This window comes from Hominilimicola fabiformis (assembly GCF_020687385.1).
Lineage (GTDB): Bacteria > Bacillota > Clostridia > UBA1381 > UBA1381 > Hominilimicola > Hominilimicola fabiformis.
The window spans coordinates 1-17,802 of record NZ_JAJEQM010000015.1 but is presented as its reverse complement, the minus strand read 5'-3'; the positions used below and the strand labels follow the sequence as shown (position 1 = coordinate 17,802).

General features: G+C 38.3%; 22 protein-coding genes. 17 read left to right on the top strand and 5 right to left on the bottom strand.

Annotation, left to right across the window (positions count from 1 at the left end; genetic code table 11):
- Positions 1-5: 5 nt before the first annotated feature.
- Both LKE05_RS10635 and LKE05_RS10630 read right to left on the bottom strand, forming a co-directional pair.
- Entirely contained in the window at positions 6-743 is a 738-nt protein-coding gene (locus LKE05_RS10635; RefSeq protein ID WP_022228824.1) for a class I SAM-dependent DNA methyltransferase, read from the bottom strand.
- The gene (locus LKE05_RS10630) at positions 736-1,029 is read right to left on the bottom strand and encodes a YerC/YecD family TrpR-related protein (RefSeq protein ID WP_118446681.1); all 294 of its coding nucleotides are present in this window, start codon (positions 1,027-1,029) and stop codon (positions 736-738) included. Before LKE05_RS10630 ends, LKE05_RS10635 begins: the two co-directional genes overlap by 8 nt.
- A 180-nt stretch (positions 1,030-1,209) precedes the next feature.
- Between LKE05_RS10630 and LKE05_RS10625 the strand changes: the two genes are divergently transcribed.
- Together LKE05_RS10625 and LKE05_RS10620 are read left to right on the top strand one after the other, a co-directional pair.
- Positions 1,210-1,896: a DUF421 domain-containing protein gene (locus LKE05_RS10625; RefSeq protein ID WP_117968395.1), complete on the top strand. Its 687-nt coding sequence runs from the start codon at positions 1,210-1,212 to the stop codon at positions 1,894-1,896.
- Complete coding sequence (locus LKE05_RS10620; RefSeq protein ID WP_308456845.1) at positions 1,893-2,273, top strand: DUF4363 family protein; 381 nt, start codon at positions 1,893-1,895, stop codon at positions 2,271-2,273. Before LKE05_RS10625 ends, LKE05_RS10620 begins: the two co-directional genes overlap by 4 nt.
- Positions 2,274-2,352: 79 nt before the next feature.
- Here the strand turns inward: LKE05_RS10620 and LKE05_RS10615 are convergent, their stop codons facing one another.
- Positions 2,353-3,993, bottom strand: a complete 1,641-nt coding sequence (locus tag LKE05_RS10615; protein ID WP_308456844.1) for a glucosyltransferase domain-containing protein — start codon at positions 3,991-3,993, stop codon at positions 2,353-2,355.
- An 80-nt stretch (positions 3,994-4,073) separates the two neighbouring features.
- Positions 4,074-5,216: a 1-propanol dehydrogenase PduQ gene (locus LKE05_RS10610; protein ID WP_308456843.1), complete on the bottom strand. Its 1,143-nt coding sequence runs from the start codon at positions 5,214-5,216 to the stop codon at positions 4,074-4,076.
- A 264-nt stretch (positions 5,217-5,480) separates the two neighbouring features.
- Here LKE05_RS10610 and trpD point away from each other — a divergent pair, with 264 nt between their 5' ends.
- The 9 genes from trpD (at position 5,481) to LKE05_RS10565 (ending at position 13,360) form a co-directional block, all read left to right on the top strand.
- The gene (gene trpD, locus LKE05_RS10605; protein WP_349163589.1) at positions 5,481-6,494 is read left to right on the top strand and encodes an anthranilate phosphoribosyltransferase; all 1,014 of its coding nucleotides are present in this window, start codon (positions 5,481-5,483) and stop codon (positions 6,492-6,494) included.
- A gap of 23 nt (positions 6,495-6,517) precedes the next feature.
- The gene (gene trpC / locus LKE05_RS10600) at positions 6,518-7,297 is read left to right on the top strand and encodes an indole-3-glycerol phosphate synthase TrpC (RefSeq protein ID WP_308456842.1); all 780 of its coding nucleotides are present in this window, start codon (positions 6,518-6,520) and stop codon (positions 7,295-7,297) included.
- Positions 7,287-7,898, top strand: a complete 612-nt coding sequence (locus LKE05_RS10595) for a phosphoribosylanthranilate isomerase (protein WP_308456841.1) — start codon at positions 7,287-7,289, stop codon at positions 7,896-7,898. Before trpC ends, LKE05_RS10595 begins: the two co-directional genes overlap by 11 nt.
- Positions 7,891-8,679 (top strand): tryptophan synthase subunit alpha, encoded by a 789-nt coding sequence (gene trpA, locus LKE05_RS10590; RefSeq protein WP_308456840.1) that lies wholly within the window; start codon positions 7,891-7,893, stop codon positions 8,677-8,679. The genes LKE05_RS10595 and trpA overlap by 8 nt, the downstream gene beginning before the upstream one ends.
- A gap of 30 nt (positions 8,680-8,709) precedes the next feature.
- Complete coding sequence (locus LKE05_RS10585) at positions 8,710-9,984, top strand: copper amine oxidase N-terminal domain-containing protein (RefSeq protein ID WP_308456839.1); 1,275 nt, start codon at positions 8,710-8,712, stop codon at positions 9,982-9,984.
- A 19-nt stretch (positions 9,985-10,003) separates the two neighbouring features.
- On the top strand, positions 10,004-10,534 hold the full coding sequence (locus LKE05_RS10580) for an inorganic diphosphatase (protein ID WP_022228813.1): 531 nt from the start codon (positions 10,004-10,006) through the stop codon (positions 10,532-10,534).
- 190 nt (positions 10,535-10,724) lie between these two features.
- On the top strand, positions 10,725-11,372 hold the full coding sequence (gene sigH / locus LKE05_RS10575; RefSeq protein WP_308456838.1) for an RNA polymerase sporulation sigma factor SigH: 648 nt from the start codon (positions 10,725-10,727) through the stop codon (positions 11,370-11,372).
- A 40-nt stretch (positions 11,373-11,412) separates the two neighbouring features.
- Positions 11,413-11,685: a zinc-ribbon domain containing protein gene (locus LKE05_RS10570; protein WP_022228811.1), complete on the top strand. Its 273-nt coding sequence runs from the start codon at positions 11,413-11,415 to the stop codon at positions 11,683-11,685.
- 226 nt (positions 11,686-11,911) lie between these two features.
- Positions 11,912-13,360, top strand: coding sequence for an alanine/glycine:cation symporter family protein (locus LKE05_RS10565; RefSeq protein ID WP_308456837.1), 1,449 nt, complete (start codon positions 11,912-11,914; stop codon positions 13,358-13,360).
- 380 nt (positions 13,361-13,740) lie between these two features.
- On the opposite strand, the gene LKE05_RS10560 is transcribed toward LKE05_RS10565, so the two are convergent.
- Positions 13,741-14,379, bottom strand: coding sequence for an RpiB/LacA/LacB family sugar-phosphate isomerase (locus LKE05_RS10560; RefSeq protein ID WP_308456836.1), 639 nt, complete (start codon positions 14,377-14,379; stop codon positions 13,741-13,743).
- Positions 14,380-14,550: 171 nt separating this feature from the next.
- On the opposite strand from LKE05_RS10560, the gene LKE05_RS10555 reads away from it, so the two are divergent.
- The 6 genes from LKE05_RS10555 to LKE05_RS10530 all read left to right on the top strand — a co-directional run bounded on the left by LKE05_RS10555 (position 14,551) and on the right by LKE05_RS10530 (position 17,601).
- Positions 14,551-14,871 carry a PadR family transcriptional regulator gene (locus tag LKE05_RS10555; protein ID WP_022229014.1) on the top strand — a complete coding sequence of 107 codons (321 nt, stop codon included), beginning with the start codon at positions 14,551-14,553 and terminating at the stop codon, positions 14,869-14,871.
- Positions 14,861-15,904 carry an HAAS signaling domain-containing protein gene (locus tag LKE05_RS10550; protein ID WP_308456835.1) on the top strand — a complete coding sequence of 348 codons (1,044 nt, stop codon included), beginning with the start codon at positions 14,861-14,863 and terminating at the stop codon, positions 15,902-15,904. The genes LKE05_RS10555 and LKE05_RS10550 overlap by 11 nt, the downstream gene beginning before the upstream one ends.
- Positions 15,904-16,485, top strand: coding sequence for a DUF1700 domain-containing protein (locus tag LKE05_RS10545; protein WP_308456834.1), 582 nt, complete (start codon positions 15,904-15,906; stop codon positions 16,483-16,485). Before LKE05_RS10550 ends, LKE05_RS10545 begins: the two co-directional genes overlap by 1 nt.
- Before the next feature lie 17 nt (positions 16,486-16,502).
- Positions 16,503-16,751, top strand: a complete 249-nt coding sequence (locus LKE05_RS10540) for a hypothetical protein (protein WP_308456833.1) — start codon at positions 16,503-16,505, stop codon at positions 16,749-16,751.
- Complete coding sequence (locus LKE05_RS10535; RefSeq protein ID WP_118446696.1) at positions 16,735-16,917, top strand: PspC domain-containing protein; 183 nt, start codon at positions 16,735-16,737, stop codon at positions 16,915-16,917. The genes LKE05_RS10540 and LKE05_RS10535 overlap by 17 nt, the downstream gene beginning before the upstream one ends.
- Before the next feature lie 75 nt (positions 16,918-16,992).
- Positions 16,993-17,601: an SseB family protein gene (locus tag LKE05_RS10530; protein WP_308456832.1), complete on the top strand. Its 609-nt coding sequence runs from the start codon at positions 16,993-16,995 to the stop codon at positions 17,599-17,601.
- Positions 17,602-17,802: the final 201 nt, after the last annotated feature.

Below are 17,802 nucleotides of genomic sequence, written 5' to 3'. Positions count from 1 at the left end.
AGTATTTAACGACACACGAACACTATGCGTTCGCTGTCTTTTTTCGGTTTGTCAAACGACAGTTCGTCATATGTATCGACAGACTTAAAACCGGCTTTTTTGAGAAGTAATGTAAGTTCGTTTACCGAATATGCTCTTTGCAGATGACGTTCTTCAAAACGGCTGTATTTTTTGCCTTGCTTTACAAAGAAAGTAAGGAACATATCGGATAATTTGCGTTTTTCGATAAAGCGATTTTGCCAGGTATAAAATATGTTTTTATCGCTGTGCACAAATGTGTTTGAGCCTATCACGTTTTTTAACTTATATTCTGTGCTTATATCGAATATAAAAAGACCGTCGGGATCGATAAAGCAAGTTTTGATTTTGGTGAAAAGAGTTAATAACGATTTCGGCGGAAGAACGTAATTTATACCGTCAATCATGCATAGAAACGCACCCATTGTGCCGAAAAGGTCAAGATCGGTCATGCTTTGGTTCAGAAAAAGTATGTCAAGTCCGTCGGCTTTTTCACGGGCAATGTTAAGCATATCCTCCGAAATATCAACGCCTGTCATATCGTATCCGCGTTTGGCAAGAGGTATTGTTATATTGCCTGTACCGCATGCGAGGTCGCATACAAGGTCGGGGTTTACGTCATACATAATAAAAAGATTTTCTATATAGTCCGCCCATTTTTCATAATCAATATCCTTGTGCATAAGCGAATCGTAAATATAGGCGAAATCGGTATAGCTATTCATCTTTATTCTCCATTCTGTCAATTACTAAATTGTAGCCGTCTGAGCCGTAATTTATACATCTGTTTACGCGACTGATTGTTGCGGTTGACGCACCTGTTTTTGCGGCAATGTCCGTATAGACATTTTTGTCTTTAAGCATAAGTGCGACTTCCATACGCTGACTCATTGATTTAAGTTCCGAAATAGTGCATAAATCAGTAAAAAATCTTCTGCATTCATCAACGGTTTTTAATTCAAGAACTGCTTTGAAAAGCGTGTCAATTCGTTCGTCATTTATTTCTTTCATTTGTTATCAGTAACCTTTCTGCTCACAATAAATCACTAATGCACATATATCTGCGAGCCGATAGTGTGCATTACAAAATATAGTTTAATTATACCACTTTAACGCGTGAAAGTAAAGTGAAATACATAAATATTGTGTTTAAAGAGAATAATACACAAAAGAAAATGTCTGAGGTGAAATATGCTTATACTTGTTGTTAGAACTTTGATTTTGTACGGTATGGTTATTGCCGCTATGCGTATAATGGGTAAAAGACAGCTTGGGGAGTTGCAGCCGTCGGAGCTTGTTGTCGCTATAATGATTTCCGATTTGGCGTCTGTGCCTATGCAGGCTATTGATATACCTCTTTTGTCGGGGATTATTCCTGTGCTGACTTTGATTGTTGCAGAAGTTATGATGTCATATTTGAGCCTTAAAAGTAAAAATATTCGCAAGTTTTTGAGCGGTGAGCCGAGTATTGTCGTGTATGACGGGTGCATAAATGAAGCCGAGTTGAAAAAACTTCGGTTTAATATCAATGATTTGCTTGAGGAACTTCGCCTTAACGGTTGTCACGATATATCCGATGTGGCGGTGGCGGTTTTGGAAACAAGCGGTAAATTGAGCGTTATACCGAAAGATAAAGCAAGGCCTGTGACGGTGGAGGATTTACAGCTTGAAAATGTTCGTCACGACGGATTGCCTTGTGTTATCGTGTCGGACGGAACACTTAACGAGGGTGAATTGACTCGCGCGAAAAAAGACCACATTTGGCTTACAAAGGAGTTGAAAAAACGTAATATTAAAGATGTAAAAGAGATATTTGTTGCGTCACTTGACGCAGAGGACGAATTATTTATACAGTTAAAAGGGGAATGGAGAAAATGAAAGGAGTTATAGCGTCAGCGGTTATTGCGGCGGTTATTGTGGCAGGAAGTGTTGCATATACAAACCATATTGATAAAGTGTCGAGAGAACTGGGGGAGATTAATGACAGAGTTATGGCGTATTTGTATGACGGCGATTATGAAAGTGCCGGTGATGAAATCGAAAAACTTGTACAGTATCTTGACGAAAATAGTACTGTACTTGCCGCAACAGGCAATCACGAGGATTTTGATAAAATTGAAATGAATATATCAGAAGTGGAGGGGTATATTAACGGCGGGGAGCAAACAGACGCAGTTTCACATTGTCGTGTGCTTGGTTTTTTGTTTGAACATTTGCCGAAAAATTATAAGTTTAAGTTGGAGAATATATTGTAGGTTTAGGGCAACCGATGGTCGCCTGTACGAAGGATTGCACAAAATGAGAGTATTAAAAAAGCGACTGTCAGTCGCTTTTTTAATTAAAGAATTGATATGAGACATCGTCAACTTTTGTCAATGTACCGACTATTGAATCATCATTGCGTTTAATGATGTAGTTATCGCCGTCTGCTACGAGTTTTACGGGAACGATTGTTCTGTCATATTCTATATTATAAAAATTGCAAACACCCTCAATATCAATAAACGGTTTAAGTTTATGAATATCTCCGTAAGTGAAAGGCATAACGTTATTTGTATTCGCAGCACCGGTGATATGTCGCATACAACCTGTAAAATCAGCATAATTACCGCTGACGCCTCTTATATGATCGAGCCAGCTTACACATTTTGTTTCATCATAGTAATGCTGACCGCTGAATACATATACGTTTTTGTCTGTATTCGTGATATTCTCTTTGGTGTCAAGGTTTATAAGCTGTGATGTAAGAGCGACGTCAATGTCAGATGTTTTTTGATAATCGCTCACTTCACCGATACCTGTAACTGTAAATGAAAATGCCGAAACTGTAAGTAAAACCGCACATAAAATTCTGCTAAACGATAGCGGTAAAAGAACTATAAGTTCATCAATTACTATACCTATTCCAAGATATGCGAAAAATACAAGTCTTAACGGTATTCTGTCAGAACCGAGAATGTAGTTTAGTGAAAGTCCACCGAAAAACATCACAATTCCAAGCACAAGTATTTTCCAAGAAAATTTACGCTTTTTAATACATACAGCCGAAAATAAACCGAATATAATCGAAAATATTGCGATAAGTAATATTTTTATAAATTTATGACCGCCGAAAACGATAATCATACCTTTATCGTAACCGTTTTTGAATATTGAATTTGTAAAATCGGTGAATATATTTTTCGTATAATCGGTAACGAGTGCGGTATGCTCCAATATGTCTGTTTCAAGAAAACCGCCTCGCGATTCTATTTCGCCGGAACCGGAATTTAAAATGTAGTAAATTCCGATAATTGCTATATGTGCCGCCATTATTGCAAGCGGAAGCAAATCTTTTTTATTCTTATAATTGTTCCAAACAATGAAAAGCGTAAGTATGATATAAACCACTATTGCCGGTTCGTAAAAACATACACTGAGCATACCGAATACGGCAAACATAACTAAAAATTTCACTTTATCCGATTTATAACAGTAATCAAGCGAAAGTGTGGCACAACCTATAAACAGCAGTGAATATACAACTCTTGTTGCGGCGGCAATCCAATAAGTAGCCTCAAGTCCGACAGGAAAAAGGCACACAAGGCACAAGAAGAATCCGCCGCTTGCAAAATTGTTTCTGCGAAGTGCTTTTATAATCAGAAATGAACCGAAAAGCAGTGAAAATGTCAAAAACAATTCGACAATCCACAAATGATTAAACAACGGTGCGTTTACGAAACAGTCAAACACTCCTGCGAGCGGGCGTATTGCAAACTTTTCATTCGGAATTGAAAAGTTTGCAAGTCGGTTTGATATACCTTTATACAAATCACCGTACAGAAACCAGTCGTCCATAACAGGCTTGTATACTCCGCTTAAAAATCGTTGAACAATCATAAGCAATCCCAAAGCGAAAGTCATAATATATTCACAATGTGAAGAAAGCAGTTCAAAAAACGAGGATATTTTGCTTTTTCGATTGATTTGATTCATACGAAAATCCTCCCAATATAATAGTTTTTACAAAAATAGGCGTGTTAAAAAGCACGCCCGAATTTGTTGTATTTATAATATTATTCGTATAAATGTTCAAGAATTTGAACAACTTCTTCCTTCGTAGGTACGCGAGGGTTTGTTGCTGTACAAGCGTCTGCAAGAGCTTTTTCAGCCATTGAGTCGATTGCATTGAAGTATTCTGTTCTGTCAACACCGCATTGTGAAACCGAAACAGGAACGTTCATTTCCTTTAACATAAACTGAATCCAGCTTACAAGAGCGCGAACTGTTGTGATTTCATTGAAGTTATTTACACCAAGAAGTTTAGCAATGTTTACATACTTTTCAACGCACTTAGGATAGTGGCTTTGACTTCTTGAATGTTTGTTAATTCCTGAGTTGTATTCGATAACGTGAGGAAGTAACATTGCATTGGCTCTGCCGTGCGGAATGTGGAACTTAGCACCGATTGCGTGAGCAATACCGTGGTTAAGACCAAGTGATGCACTGTTAAATGCAAGACCTGCAAGACATGACGCAACGTGCATTTTCTTTCTTGCGTGTGTATCGTTATTGTCAAGATATGAACGAAGTAGGAAAGTACCGCATATCTCGATTGACTTTTCTGCAAGTGCGGCTGAAAATTCGTTGTTGTTGATACTTACATATGCTTCGATTGCGTGAGTAAGTACATCCATACCTGTGTCGGCTGTTATGTTTGCCGGAACACTCTTTACAAGGTCGGCGTCCAAAATAGCCTCTGTCGGCAACATACTGTCTGATACAAGCGGATATTTTATATCATTTGCCGGATCAGATACAACGGCAAAACTTGTAACTTCACTGCCTGTACCGGAAGTTGTAGGAACAGCGATAAGTGCAACTTCTTTTTGAGATGCTCTTGTTGCAAATTCACGAATTGATTTTGCACTGTCAATGGCACTGCCGCCGCCGATTGCGATAACAACGTCAGGATCATAGTCAAGCATTGCCTTAACACCAAGAGAAATCTTTTCAATCGGTGGGTCCGGAACAACGTCTGAAAATACGTCAAATTCAGTATAACCGTCGTTCAAACGATATGTAATCATCTGTAGCATACCGCTCTTTACAACAAACGGGTCTGTGATGATAAGCGCTTTCTTATAAGGAAGGTCTGCAAGTCTGTCAAGTGCATTGTCACCGAAATAAATTTTTGTTTTTATATCGAAACTTTTCATTAAGTTTTTCACCCCTATTTTATTAATACATTTATTATACAATATTTAAACAAATATTACAAGGGGAATTTGAAAAAAATAATGTAGAAAATTCGATTTTCCGGTATTGCATTTTTTGTTATGCTATGCTATAATAAATTTAGATTAGACGAGATGAGCAAAATTAAAAAGATGTTTTATATTTTATAGGGATATTACGCTCGTTTTGGTCAAAAACGGGCTTTTCTTTTACATTTTGCTTGAGATTAGAGGAGGACTATAATTATGAAAGAACTATTAAAAAAAGTAACAGAAGGACAAAATCTTACGCGTGAAGAGGCTGCAAAAGCAATGGATATGATGCTTGAGGGTACAGCGTCACCTGTGTTGGTGTCGGCATTTTTGACGGCACTTCGCATGAAAGGCGAAACGGTAGACGAGATTGTCGGTTGTACGGAAATGATGAAGTCAAAGGGCGGCAGCGTCAAGCTTGATACTGATGAGTACATAGACTTTGTCGGAACGGGCGGTGACGGTGCTAATTCGTTTAACATATCGACAACATCAATGTTTGTTTGTGCGGCGGCAGGTGTGACTGTGGCAAAGCACGGTAACAGAGCTGCATCTTCAAAGAGCGGTGCGTCCGATTTGCTTGAGGCACTCGGTGCAAACATTATGCTTGAGCCGAAACAGGTTGAGCAATGTATAAATGAAACAGGTATGGGCTTTATGAATGCTATGAAGTTCCATAAGGCAATGAAAAATGTAGGACCTATCAGAAAAGAAATCGGTATCAGAACTATATTCAATATGCTTGGTCCGCTTTCAAATCCGTCAAATGCATCAAGACAGGTTATAGGTGTTTTCTCACCTGAAAAAGTCAGCGTTTTTGCTAAGGTAATGAGTGAAATGGGCGTTAAACGCGCTATGATTGTTTGCGGCAGTGACGGTATGGACGAAATTACGGTTACGGGTAAAACATTGGTAAACGAAATTATTGACGGTAAGATTGTCGTGTATGAAATCGATCCGCACGATTACGGTATCGAATATGCGGATGCAAGCGATATTACCGGCGGTGACGGTAAGGAAAATGCCGAAATCGCAAAAAGTATTTTTAACGGCGAAAAGAGTGCAAGACGCGACATTATCGTTCTTAACAGTGCGGCAGGTATATATATCGGCGGTAAAGCAGATTCATACAAAGAGGCTGTCGAAATCGCAAAACAGACTATTGACAGCGGTAATGTTATGGATAAAGTAAACGAATTTGTGGCTGAAACTAAGAAATTTAATTAAGAAGAAAGGCTGCGGAATTTGATATGATACTTGATAAAATTATTGCATCTACGAAAATCAGAGTAGCGAAGGCGAAAGAAAATTTAAGCCCAAGTGGGCTTTTAAAGGCTTTGGATAAAGCGGAACTTAAAGCACCGAATTTCAAAAACGGACTTATGTCGATTGATGATGTTTCAATTATTGCGGAAATAAAAAAAGCATCGCCGTCAAAGGGACTTATACGCGGAGATTTTGACCATATGAAGATTGCCGAAGAATATGACAAATGCAATATTCAAGCAATGTCGGTACTTACCGAGCCTGAATATTTTAAAGGCAATATAGAATTTGTTAAGGATATTAAAAGTAATTTCAGCATTCCCGTACTTCGCAAGGATTTTACGGTTGACGAGTATCAGATATATGAGGCTAAACTGTACGGTGCGGACGCAATTTTGCTTATATTGGCGGCACTGACTGATGCGGAATACAAGAAGTTTCACGCTTTGGCAGACAGTATCGGACTTGATGTGCTTGTTGAAACGCACAACGAAGAAGAAGTCAAAAGAGCGGTTGAATACGGCAGGATAATAGGTGTAAACAACAGAAATCTTCAGACGTTTGACGAGGATATAACTACGTGCGAAAGACTTTTACCGCTGATACCCGACGGTAAAGTAAAGGTTGCGGAAAGTGCGATAAGGAAACACAGTGACTTTGAATATCTGAGAGGATTAAAGTTTGATGCTGCACTTATCGGTGAGGCGTTTATGCGTGAAAAGGATATAAAAAAAGCTGTTGATAATTTGAGATATGGAAATTAAAATATGCGGTATTCGCCGTAAGGAAGATATAGATATAATTAATAAGTACAAACCCGATTACATTGGTTTTATATTCGCAAAGAGCAAACGTGAAGTCACACCCGAAACGGTTGCTGAAATCACGAAAAATCTTGATAAGGATATAAAAAAAGTCGGTGTGTTCGTCAATGCAACGTATGAAAAGATAAATGAGGCGGTACAGGCAGCAAAGCTTGACGTTGTTCAGCTTCACGGAGATGAAAACGATGAGTATATTTCAAACCTTGACTGCAAATGTGAAATTTGGAAAGCCGTAAGAGTGCGTGACGGAGAAGATATTTATGATGTAAAAGGGGTTGACAGACTGCTTTTAGACAAGTATACTGATAAAGAGTACGGTGGCAGCGGTCAAACTTTTGACTGGCACGGCAGCGGTAGTATAAAGACCGATAAGCCGATTATGCTTGCCGGAGGAATTAAAACCGAAAATGTTATAGAGGGTATTAATATTTTTAAGCCTGTCGGAGTGGATATTTCTTCTTCGGTTGAAACGGACGGTTTTAAAGATGAACAGAAGATAAAGAAATTTATAGAGACAGTGAGGAGTTATGAGAATGAATAGAATAGACGAGAGATTTGCTAAGGTGAAAGCAGATGGCAGAAAGGCACTTATTACATTTTTGACGGTAGGCGACCCTAATATGGAAGTGAGTGAAAAGGCTATATACACAATGCAGGAGGAGGGCGTTGACCTTATTGAATTGGGCGTACCTTTTTCGGATCCTGCGGCGGACGGTCCTGTAATTCAGCGTGCCGATGAAAGAGCTTTGGCGCAAGGTGTGGATATTTTCAAGGTGTTTGAACTTGTCCGAAAAATCAGAAATAATGTGGAAGTACCTATGGTATTTTTGCTTTACTATAATGTAATGGTACAATACGGAATTGAAAAATTCTTTAAACGTTGTCAGGAAACAGGCGTCGACGGACTTATTATTCCCGATTTGCCTTATGAAGAAAGTGATGAAATCAAGGAATATACCGAAAAATACGGTGTATATCAGATAAGCCTTGTATCACCGACTTCAAAAGACAGAATTAAAAATATTGCGAAAGACGCAAAAGGATTTTTGTATTGTATTTCTTCACTCGGCGTTACGGGTGAGAAATCATCATTTGTCACAAATTTTGATGAATTTGTGGGAACGATAAAGAAATATACTGACGTTCCGGCTTGCGTGGGATTTGGTGTTTCAAACGGCAGGCAGGTTAAGGAACTTACAAAATATTTCGACGGTGCTATTGTCGGCAGTGCAATCGTTAAGTCTATTGCAACCGGTGAGAGTGTAGAAGAAAGAATTAATAATCTTCGTGCAAAAATAAAAGATTTAAAGTCGGGATTGTGATAAATGTCCCGAAGAAGGGGTAGTTTAATTATGAAATTAAAAAAAACGGTCAGTGCGGTACTTGCAGGTGCAATGCTTTTAGGCACAAGTGCATTTGCAAAAGATAACATATATGCTTATAATAAGTTTATTTCGACAGTGATTGGCCCTCAGGTCGGTTATTGTGATTTTGCGGCGTCATTTGCCGGTCACGAAAATGAATATGACAATGTAAATAATTATTTTTCGGGACTTATCTCTGCATTTTACGATGATATAGATATGGACTTTGACAATGAACTTATTACTGTTGAAAGCAGCGGTGTATCGGTTTATCAAGGCAGCGAAAACGGTGTTACGTTCCTTGGCTCGATAGATACCGATTTAATTGCAAATTACGGTAATTCTTATGCAAACGTTTTTACTATCCCTGTCGGAAATAAGAAATATATAGGTGTTGAAACGTTCAGCAGTGTCGATACGACATATCTTCTTCAAATGTATATGCTTGATCCCGATACGGACGAATTACAGCCGAAAGTAAAAATCGAAAAGACTGTAAATGAGGACGGCCGTGAAGAAAATGTTTGGGCAAACGGTAAAACATATTATTCATATACGTTGGGTGAGGGATTGCAGACTGTTATGAATCCTGATAATTATAAGGATTCGGTTGCGGCGGCAAGAGCGGCTTTGACAGAAAGCAATATTCCGGATGCATTCGTTGCGTCATATGACAGAATGTGGTTTGGTGACGATAAAAACAATACGGATAATTTAACTCAAAATCAAATTTCAAACAGAGATAATTTAAAGGATCAAGATGATTTCAGAATTTCTCATATTGAAAGCAATGCAAGTCAGAAAAGTTATATTCGTGCAAAGGGTGTAAGATTTGACGAAAAGCCTGTTGTGCTGTTTGAAGATTACAGCAGTTTGAGCGAGCTTAGCAAAAAGCCTGATATTGTGACTGTAGTTCTTGACGGTCAGACTTTGCAGTTCCCGACGCAAGACCCTGTTATAAAAAATGACTCTACACTTGTGCCTATGCGTACGATTTTCGAGGCATTGAATGCAGAAGTTGAATGGGTTGATGAAAACGGTGTGCAACAAATTATTGCAAAAACGGCAGATAAAACTATAACAATGACAATAAACAGCAAGGAATTTTATGTGAACGGCGAAAAACAACCGGAACTTAACGAGCCTGCGCAACTTATGAATGATAAAACAATGGTACCTTTAAGAGCGGTAAGCGAATCGCTTGATTGTACCGTTGAATGGGACCAAGAAACAAAAACTGTTATAATACAGTCTAAAAAATGATAAAAAGGAGAGATAAGGTATGTCTAACATTTGGCACGATATTAACCCAAGAAGAATTTCACCTGAAAAATTTATGGCAGTAATCGAAATTCCGAAAGGCGTTAAAAACAAGTATGAAATGGATAAGGAAACAGGACTTTTGCGCCTTGACCGCGTACTTTACACATCAACTCACTATCCTGCAAACTACGGATTTATTCCGAGAACGTATGCGGCGGATAATGACCCGCTTGACGTTCTTGTACTTTGTCAGGAATCAATAGTTCCGATGACGCTTGTTGAATGTTATCCGATTGGTGTTATGAAAATGATTGATGATGACCAAGTCGATGAAAAGATAATTGCAATTCCGTTTAATGACCCGTCATATGCGGAATTTAAGGATATTAACCAATTACCTCAACATACTTTCAGTGAAATTTCTCACTTCTTCAGAGTGTATAAATCTCTTGAGGGTAAGGAAACTGTTGTAAATGAGGTGCTTGGTCCGGACGAGGCAAAAGAAGTTATTAAGAATTGTATTGCGGCATACAAGGATATGTACTGCTAACGAAAATGACTGTCGGTTTATCGGCAGTCATTTTTTTGCTCACTTTTGAAATAAAATGTCGCATTGTGAAAAGTGTTGTATAATTATAAATTAGAAATAAAATATTTTTGCAGGTTTTACAAATATTCCTTGACTTTTTGGAATTAAAATGATATACTACGGTTTGTACTTATATCAGAGGGAAGAATAGGTGACGGTATTGGAAACGGAAAGAAAAAATCTAAAGACGTTATCGGACGAAGAACTTGTTAAAGCCGCTCAAAACGGTGATAACGAAGCTTTGGAGGCGATATTGTCGAGATATAAAAATCTTGTTTATGCAAAATCAAAACCTTATTTTCTTGCCGGTGCCGATGATGACGATATTATTCAGGAGGGACTTATAGGACTGTACAAAGCCGTTATGGATTTTGACGGCGACAGATTTCCGTTTTTTAAAGTCTTTGCGGGAGTATGCGTGACAAGGCACATTATAACTGCCGTTAAAGCGGCATCGAGAAAAAAACACCTTCCCTTAAATTCTTATGTATCACTTGATAAGAATACTTATGACGATGACAGCGATACAACCTTGCTTGACATCATAGCGTTCAGTGAGCTTCAAGACCCTGAGGCCATATTGATTGATCGAGAGAATATGGATGGTATGGAGTATAAAATCAATAAAGTACTCAGCAAGCTTGAAACAGAAGTGCTTGTATATTATCTTGAGGGGCTTTCCTATCAGGAAATTGCGGAAAAGTTGGGAAAAGATACGAAAGCGGTTGACAATGCCGTCCAACGTATTAAGAAAAAACTTGAAAGCACTTTGCGTGAGGGCAACGAGGGGATTTATTGAAGGCAGAAAACAAACAAATAACCAAAGTGAGGTAAAAACAATGTACGAAGACAAGACATTAGTATGTAAGGATTGCGGTAAGGAATTTACATTCTCAGCCGGAGAACAGGAATTTTACGCTGAAAAGGGTTTTGAAAATGAACCTCAGCGTTGTAAGGAATGTCGTCAGGCAAGAAAGAACAGTATGCGTCAAAACAAGGAGATGTATGAAATAGTTTGTGCATCTTGCGGTAAGGTTGACAAAGTTCCTTTTGAACCGAGAAACGACAAGCCTGTATATTGCAGTGAATGTTTCGCAAAACAAAACAACTAATACGGTCCAAGACCCGTATGAATAATTGTCTTTCGGACAGTTTTTCATAGAAATGATTTAAAAACAGTATCTTTCCTCAAAGATACTGTTTTTGTTTTGCACTTTATTACGTTAAAGTTGCATAAAATGTGTTTGAATGTTTTGGAAATATCGTTAATTGACAATCTTTGCGATATGTGATAAAATTTTATTGTATTTTTGTAAAAAGGAAGGATTGATAAGGAAAATGACAGGTGAAGGTTTTAAGACGTTCGGCGAGATTTTAAATAAAATCGACGGATTTGTATGGGGAGTTCCGCTTATTGTATTGATAATTCTTACAGGTATTTATCTTACAATCAGAGTAAGAGGATTGCAGGTAAGACACCTTGGTAAGGCTTTGAAGTTTATGGTTAAAAACGAAGAAGGCGGAGAGGGCGAAGTTACGAGTTTCGGTGCTTTGTGTACGGCACTTTCGGCGACTATCGGAACAGGTAATATTGTCGGTGTTGCAACTGCTCTTGCGGCAGGCGGCCCGGGTGCGTTGTTCTGGATGATTGTAGCGGCATTTTTCGGAATGGCTACAAAGTATACCGAGGGTTTCTTGGCTATTAAGTATCGTACTATAGATGAAGAAGGTCACGTTCTCGGCGGACCTTTCTATTACATAGAAAACGGTATGGGTAAAAAGTGGAAGTGGCTTGCAAAGATTTTTGCGTTTTTCGGTGTTTGTGTAGGTCTTATGGGTATAGGTACTTTTACACAGGTAAACGGTATCGCAAGTGCGGTTACTAATTTCTTTGACCCGAATACAAGCTGGGCAATTCATTTGTTCGGCAGAGATATTTCTTGGGTAGTTGTAATTGCCGGTCTTATTGTAACGGTATGCACGGCACTTGTTATTATTGGCGGTATCAAGAGAATTGCTAATGTATCACAAGTTGTTGTACCGTTTATGGCAGTGCTTTATGTTGTATTTGCTGTGTTGTTGTTACTTTGCAATGTTACAAAAATTCCTGATGCGATTGTGCAAATTGTTCAAGGTGCGTTTGGATACGGTGACGGCATACAGGGAATCAGAGCGGTTGCCGGAGGTGTACTTGGTGCAATGATGGCTGCAATGCAAAACGGTGTTGCAAGAGGTATATTCTCGAACGAGGCAGGTCTTGGTTCTGCTCCGATTGCGGCAGCTGCGGCAAAAACTAAGGATACAGTTCGTCAAGGTCTTGTTTCAATGACAGGTACATTTATTGATACTATCGTTATTTGTACAATGACAGGTCTTGCAATCGTAATTGCAGGTTCTTGGGCAAATCCTGACTTAAAGGGTGTTGCGATAACGACAGTCGCATTCCAAAGCGGTCTTCCGTTCCCATCGGTTGTGTCATCATTTGTTCTTATGATTTGTCTTGCATTCTTTGCATTTACAACAATTCTTGGTTGGGACTATTACAGCGAACGTTGTCTTGAATACCTATCAAACAGAAATAAAACTGTTGTTAAGGTTTATAGATGGATATATGTACTTGCAGTGTTCATCGGTCCGTACCTTACTGTTGCGGCTGTTTGGACTATTGCAGATATTTTCAACGGACTTATGGCGATACCAAATGTAATCGCACTTATCGCACTTAGCGGTGTTGTCGCGAAAGAAACGAGAGATTATTTTAAAGAATTTGATAGGTTGTCAAAGTGATTTAAGCGGTCGGAAACGACCGCTTTTTTGTATGTATTTTGGTGTGGTAAAGTTGAAAGCAGGGGACAGCACCTTGATGTTCCGTACGAAGTGAGTTTAAGGGCGGCCAATGACCGCCCTTGCTTACGAAGCTATATGTGTATTATTTTAGACAGTATGAAGAAAATATGTAGGGGCGACCATTGGTCGCCCGTTGAGCGAGATAACCGAAAAAATAGTGGAGCCACCCCACAGTCAACTGCGTTGACAGCTCCCCTCGATGGGAGCCTTTTGAAAGCCTCTCCTTGAGGAGAGGTGTCACGAAGTGACGGAGTGGTGGCAATATAAAAATCCGCAAACAAAAAAACAGGTATGCGTTGCACACCTGTTTCAAAGCAAAATTAATCAACGATTGTCTTAACGTATTCGGCAATCTTATCGCACTTGCAGTTAGCGAAGAACAAGTCTTTGAATTGCTTACCTGCAACAGCACCCTTAACAAGTTCTTGATCAAGGTTAGGAAGAATATCAAGAAGATCTCTGTGAGTAACCTTTTTAACTTCGTTAAGAATTTTAGCATTTCTCTGTTCAGGAACTGCTCTTTCTTTAGGATAACCGCCGCCCCATTCTTCAACGAACAGTTTTTCAAACACATATTGTAGGTTAAGCTCAGCACCCCAACCCCAGCCTTTTGCGAAAGGCATTGCGATACAGTTACCGTTATTAACCTGTGTAAACTGATAAGCGTCTGTCGGATCTACAACGTGACCGCAAAGTACACCTGGGAATGCGTTACAAGCAAGGCAAGCACCTTCGCCTGTACCACAACCTGTGATAACAAGGTCAGCCGCACCTGAGTTTAGAAGTATTGCGGCAAGAATACCGATTTGTACATATGTAAGTTGTTCTGCATCGTCAGCTGAGTACATACCGTAGTTAAATACTTCGTGTCCAAGAGGTTCAACAACTTTCTTTAGTGTTTCAACAATAACGCCATTCTTTGCAGCTTGGCTGTTTTCGTTAATTAAAGCAATTTTCATTTGAAATTTACCTTCTTTCTTTTATTTTACACTTCTATTATATCTAATTTTCAATAAGTTTGCAATATATAAATAAAAAAATAATATACTATTGACAAATAATATTATACGATATATAATATTATTAAATTAAAACATATTATAAATAAAACAATAAAAGGCGGTGAATATATGATATTTAATATTAATGCGGCACTGCTTGACGCACTCGTACTTGCGATAGTGAAAAAAGAGGACACTTACGGATATGAAATAACAAGAGTTTTAAAAAACGAACTTGATGTATCGGAATCTACTTTATATCCTGTTCTCCGCAGATTGCAAAAGGACGATTGTCTCGAAATTTATGACAAAGAGTATTCCGGACGAAACAGGCGTTATTACAAGATAACAGACAGAGGTCGGAAACAGCTTGATATGTACCGTGACGAATGGCAGAACTACAAAGCGACTATAACAAATATATTTGAGGGAGTGATAGATGATGAATAAAACGGAATTTCTTGCGGCGTTAAGGCGTGAGCTTGGTTTTCTTCCGAAGGATGAGCTTGATGACGCTATTCGTTATTATGATGAATATATCAATGACGCCGGAGATGACGAAGAGAAAGTGATTGCGGAAATGGGTACTCCGCATAAAGTGGCGGAAGAGTTTAAAAATGAGTATTACGACAGAAAAAACGTTAATGATGAAAGTACAAAACACAATAACCAAATTTCTTGGAAAACAGTGCTTGTATGTATATTGGCGGTTGGGTTTGGCGTACCTGTATTAAATATGATAAGAAACGCTCTTCCGGGGATAACCGGAATTGTAATTCTTGTTGTGGTAATAGTATTGCTTATAAAATTTCTCGGCAACAAGACAAATCAACGAATTGCTGTTTCAAATGCAACAGTTCAAACTTGCTCCGATATTGAAAACATATATCTTGACTTGAAAGCAGGAAATTTTGAATTCAGAACAGGAGACAGCTTTGCTGTTGATACAATGTCAGCCGGTGAAGTAAAGGTTAAAAGTTATATTGCAAACAATACTTGGACAGTTGAGGGTTCAAAGACTATCGGAAATAATGGAAACGGGGTTGTTTCTATAATAATACCAAAGGGATTTCACGCAAAGAAAGCTGTTATGAAATTAACCGCCGGAAATATTCTTGTGTCGGGATTGTCAGCCGATAATACAAAAGTTGAAGTCGGTATGGGAAAATGTGAAATTAAAAATATGTATTCTCAGCATTTGAATATGAAGTGCGGAATGGGTGACATAGTCGGCAGTTGCAGTATGAACGGTGACGTGAATGTTGACTGCGGAATGGGTAATGTAACACTAACACTTACAAACAGTGCAGACAACTTTAATATGTCGGCAACGGCAGGTATGGGATGCGTTGATATTGGCGGCACGAAAATTCATGGTGCAGGAAGTAAGTTGGATAACAATATCGGCGCGTTGCATAATATTAATGTAAAATGCGGAATGGGTAACGTCAAAATTGGATTTAATGAAAGGGATGAGGCTTAATGACTAAGGAAGAATTTTTAGACGAAATCAAAAAAGAACTTGGATTTATGCCGTATGAAGAAGTAATAAAAGCCGAAAAATATTTTGAATCATATTTCAACGGCAGTGAGGCGGACGAAAAAGTGATTGAAAGATTCGGAAGTCCTAAATATGCGGCACAAAATTATTACAGAACGCACGTAGCAAACAGCAACGCAAACATTAAACCGCCAAAGAAAAACGGTGTCGGAATATGGGCATTGATAATTATTCTTATATTATTGTCGCCGATACTTATACCGTTGGCAATAGCAGTCGGATTTTTTGCGGTAGCGATAATATTCGGTATATTGTGTATTTTTCCGTTTGCATTTTTCAGCGGTGTTTCAATGTGGCTCGGCGGTGCGGGAATGATACTTAAAAGCTTTTTTGCTCACGCGGGATTTGCAAATATGGTTATGCAAATAGGTGTTGGATGTATATTCTTCGGCTTGGGATTGTTTATAGCTTGGGCGACTGTGGTTGTATGCATAAAACTGTTTCCGTGGATAATCAGAAAAATCGTTGCTTTAGGCTCAAGACTTTTTAATAAAAAAGCGTGATGGATAAGGAGGACAAAATGAGAAAGACTATAACAAAAGTTGTACTTATTATCTGTGCTGTGTCGGTTGCACTCGGAATTGCTTTGTGTGCAAGCGGTGTTGTGATGGGCGCTGATGTTGAAAAAGCACTTCGCGGAATTGGAATTAACGTCGAAACAAGAATAGAGCCGAATAATATGTATGATGATTATAATGATATAAATGATTTCTTTAAAGAATTCGGAATAGATAATATGGAGGGTGATTATAATGAAGAAACTGTTTAGAAGTTCAACTGACAGAAAAATATGTGGCGTGTGCGGCGGTATTGCCGAATATTTCAATATTGATTCCACTTTGGTAAGATTGGGTGTGGTATTGTTATCGTGTCTTGCATTCGGTACAGGTGTGCTTGCCTATATTATTGCCGCAATAGTAATGCCGGAGGCGTAAAACTTTTTTGTCATTGACAAACTATTTGTTAATATGTATAATAGAAGTAATATGATAAATAGTGAGGATTGAAAAATGGCAATATTTAAAAAGAACAAAAAAGAAGAAACGAAAAAAGTTTCAACTCAAGAGGATAATGAACTAAAGGACGAAATATCCAAGGCTTATGATGAAATCATGAGCGGCAACAAAGAAGAAAAAGCGGAAGAGCAACCGCAACAAGAACCTAAAGACGACATAGCTTTTGAAAATGAAGTTTTTAAATCAAAGGTGAAAGCATTTAAACAAGAAAGAAATCAACAGAATTTGATTGCTGTATTAAAAATGCTGTCAGGCAGAAAGTTTTTGCTTCCGTCAGTATGTAATGTGGAAGATCCGTTTGAAAAACTTGAAAACGGTAATGTAAGATTGAAAGAGGGAACTGTATTTAACCCGGCATTTTTGACAAGTACGGATAAGAAGGTATTTCTACCTATATTTACTGATGAAGAATCTATGGTTCAAAAGTCACCGTCGGGTGTATTATTGAAACTTAACTTCGAGCAATGCGTTACAGTAGTGTATGATGAAAAGAATCCTGTTGAGGCGGTTGTAATTAATCCGTTTACCGAAAATATGATAATCGGTATTGATTTGCTTAAGATGGTTTTCAAAGAAAAGAAAAAAGAAGAAAAACAAGATTAATATGAAATATGCCGACGGAAGTCGGCATATTTTTTGCTTTTATAGCATGAATAGTATATATGACAGAAAGTAATCCACAATATATAGTGTAGCAAAAAGAAAAATAAAAAAAGATGAAAAAAGTTGAAAAAAAGTGTTGACAAAAGGGGTAATAGAGTGTATAATAATCAAGTCGTCAGTTGAGAGGGCTAAAGAACACGG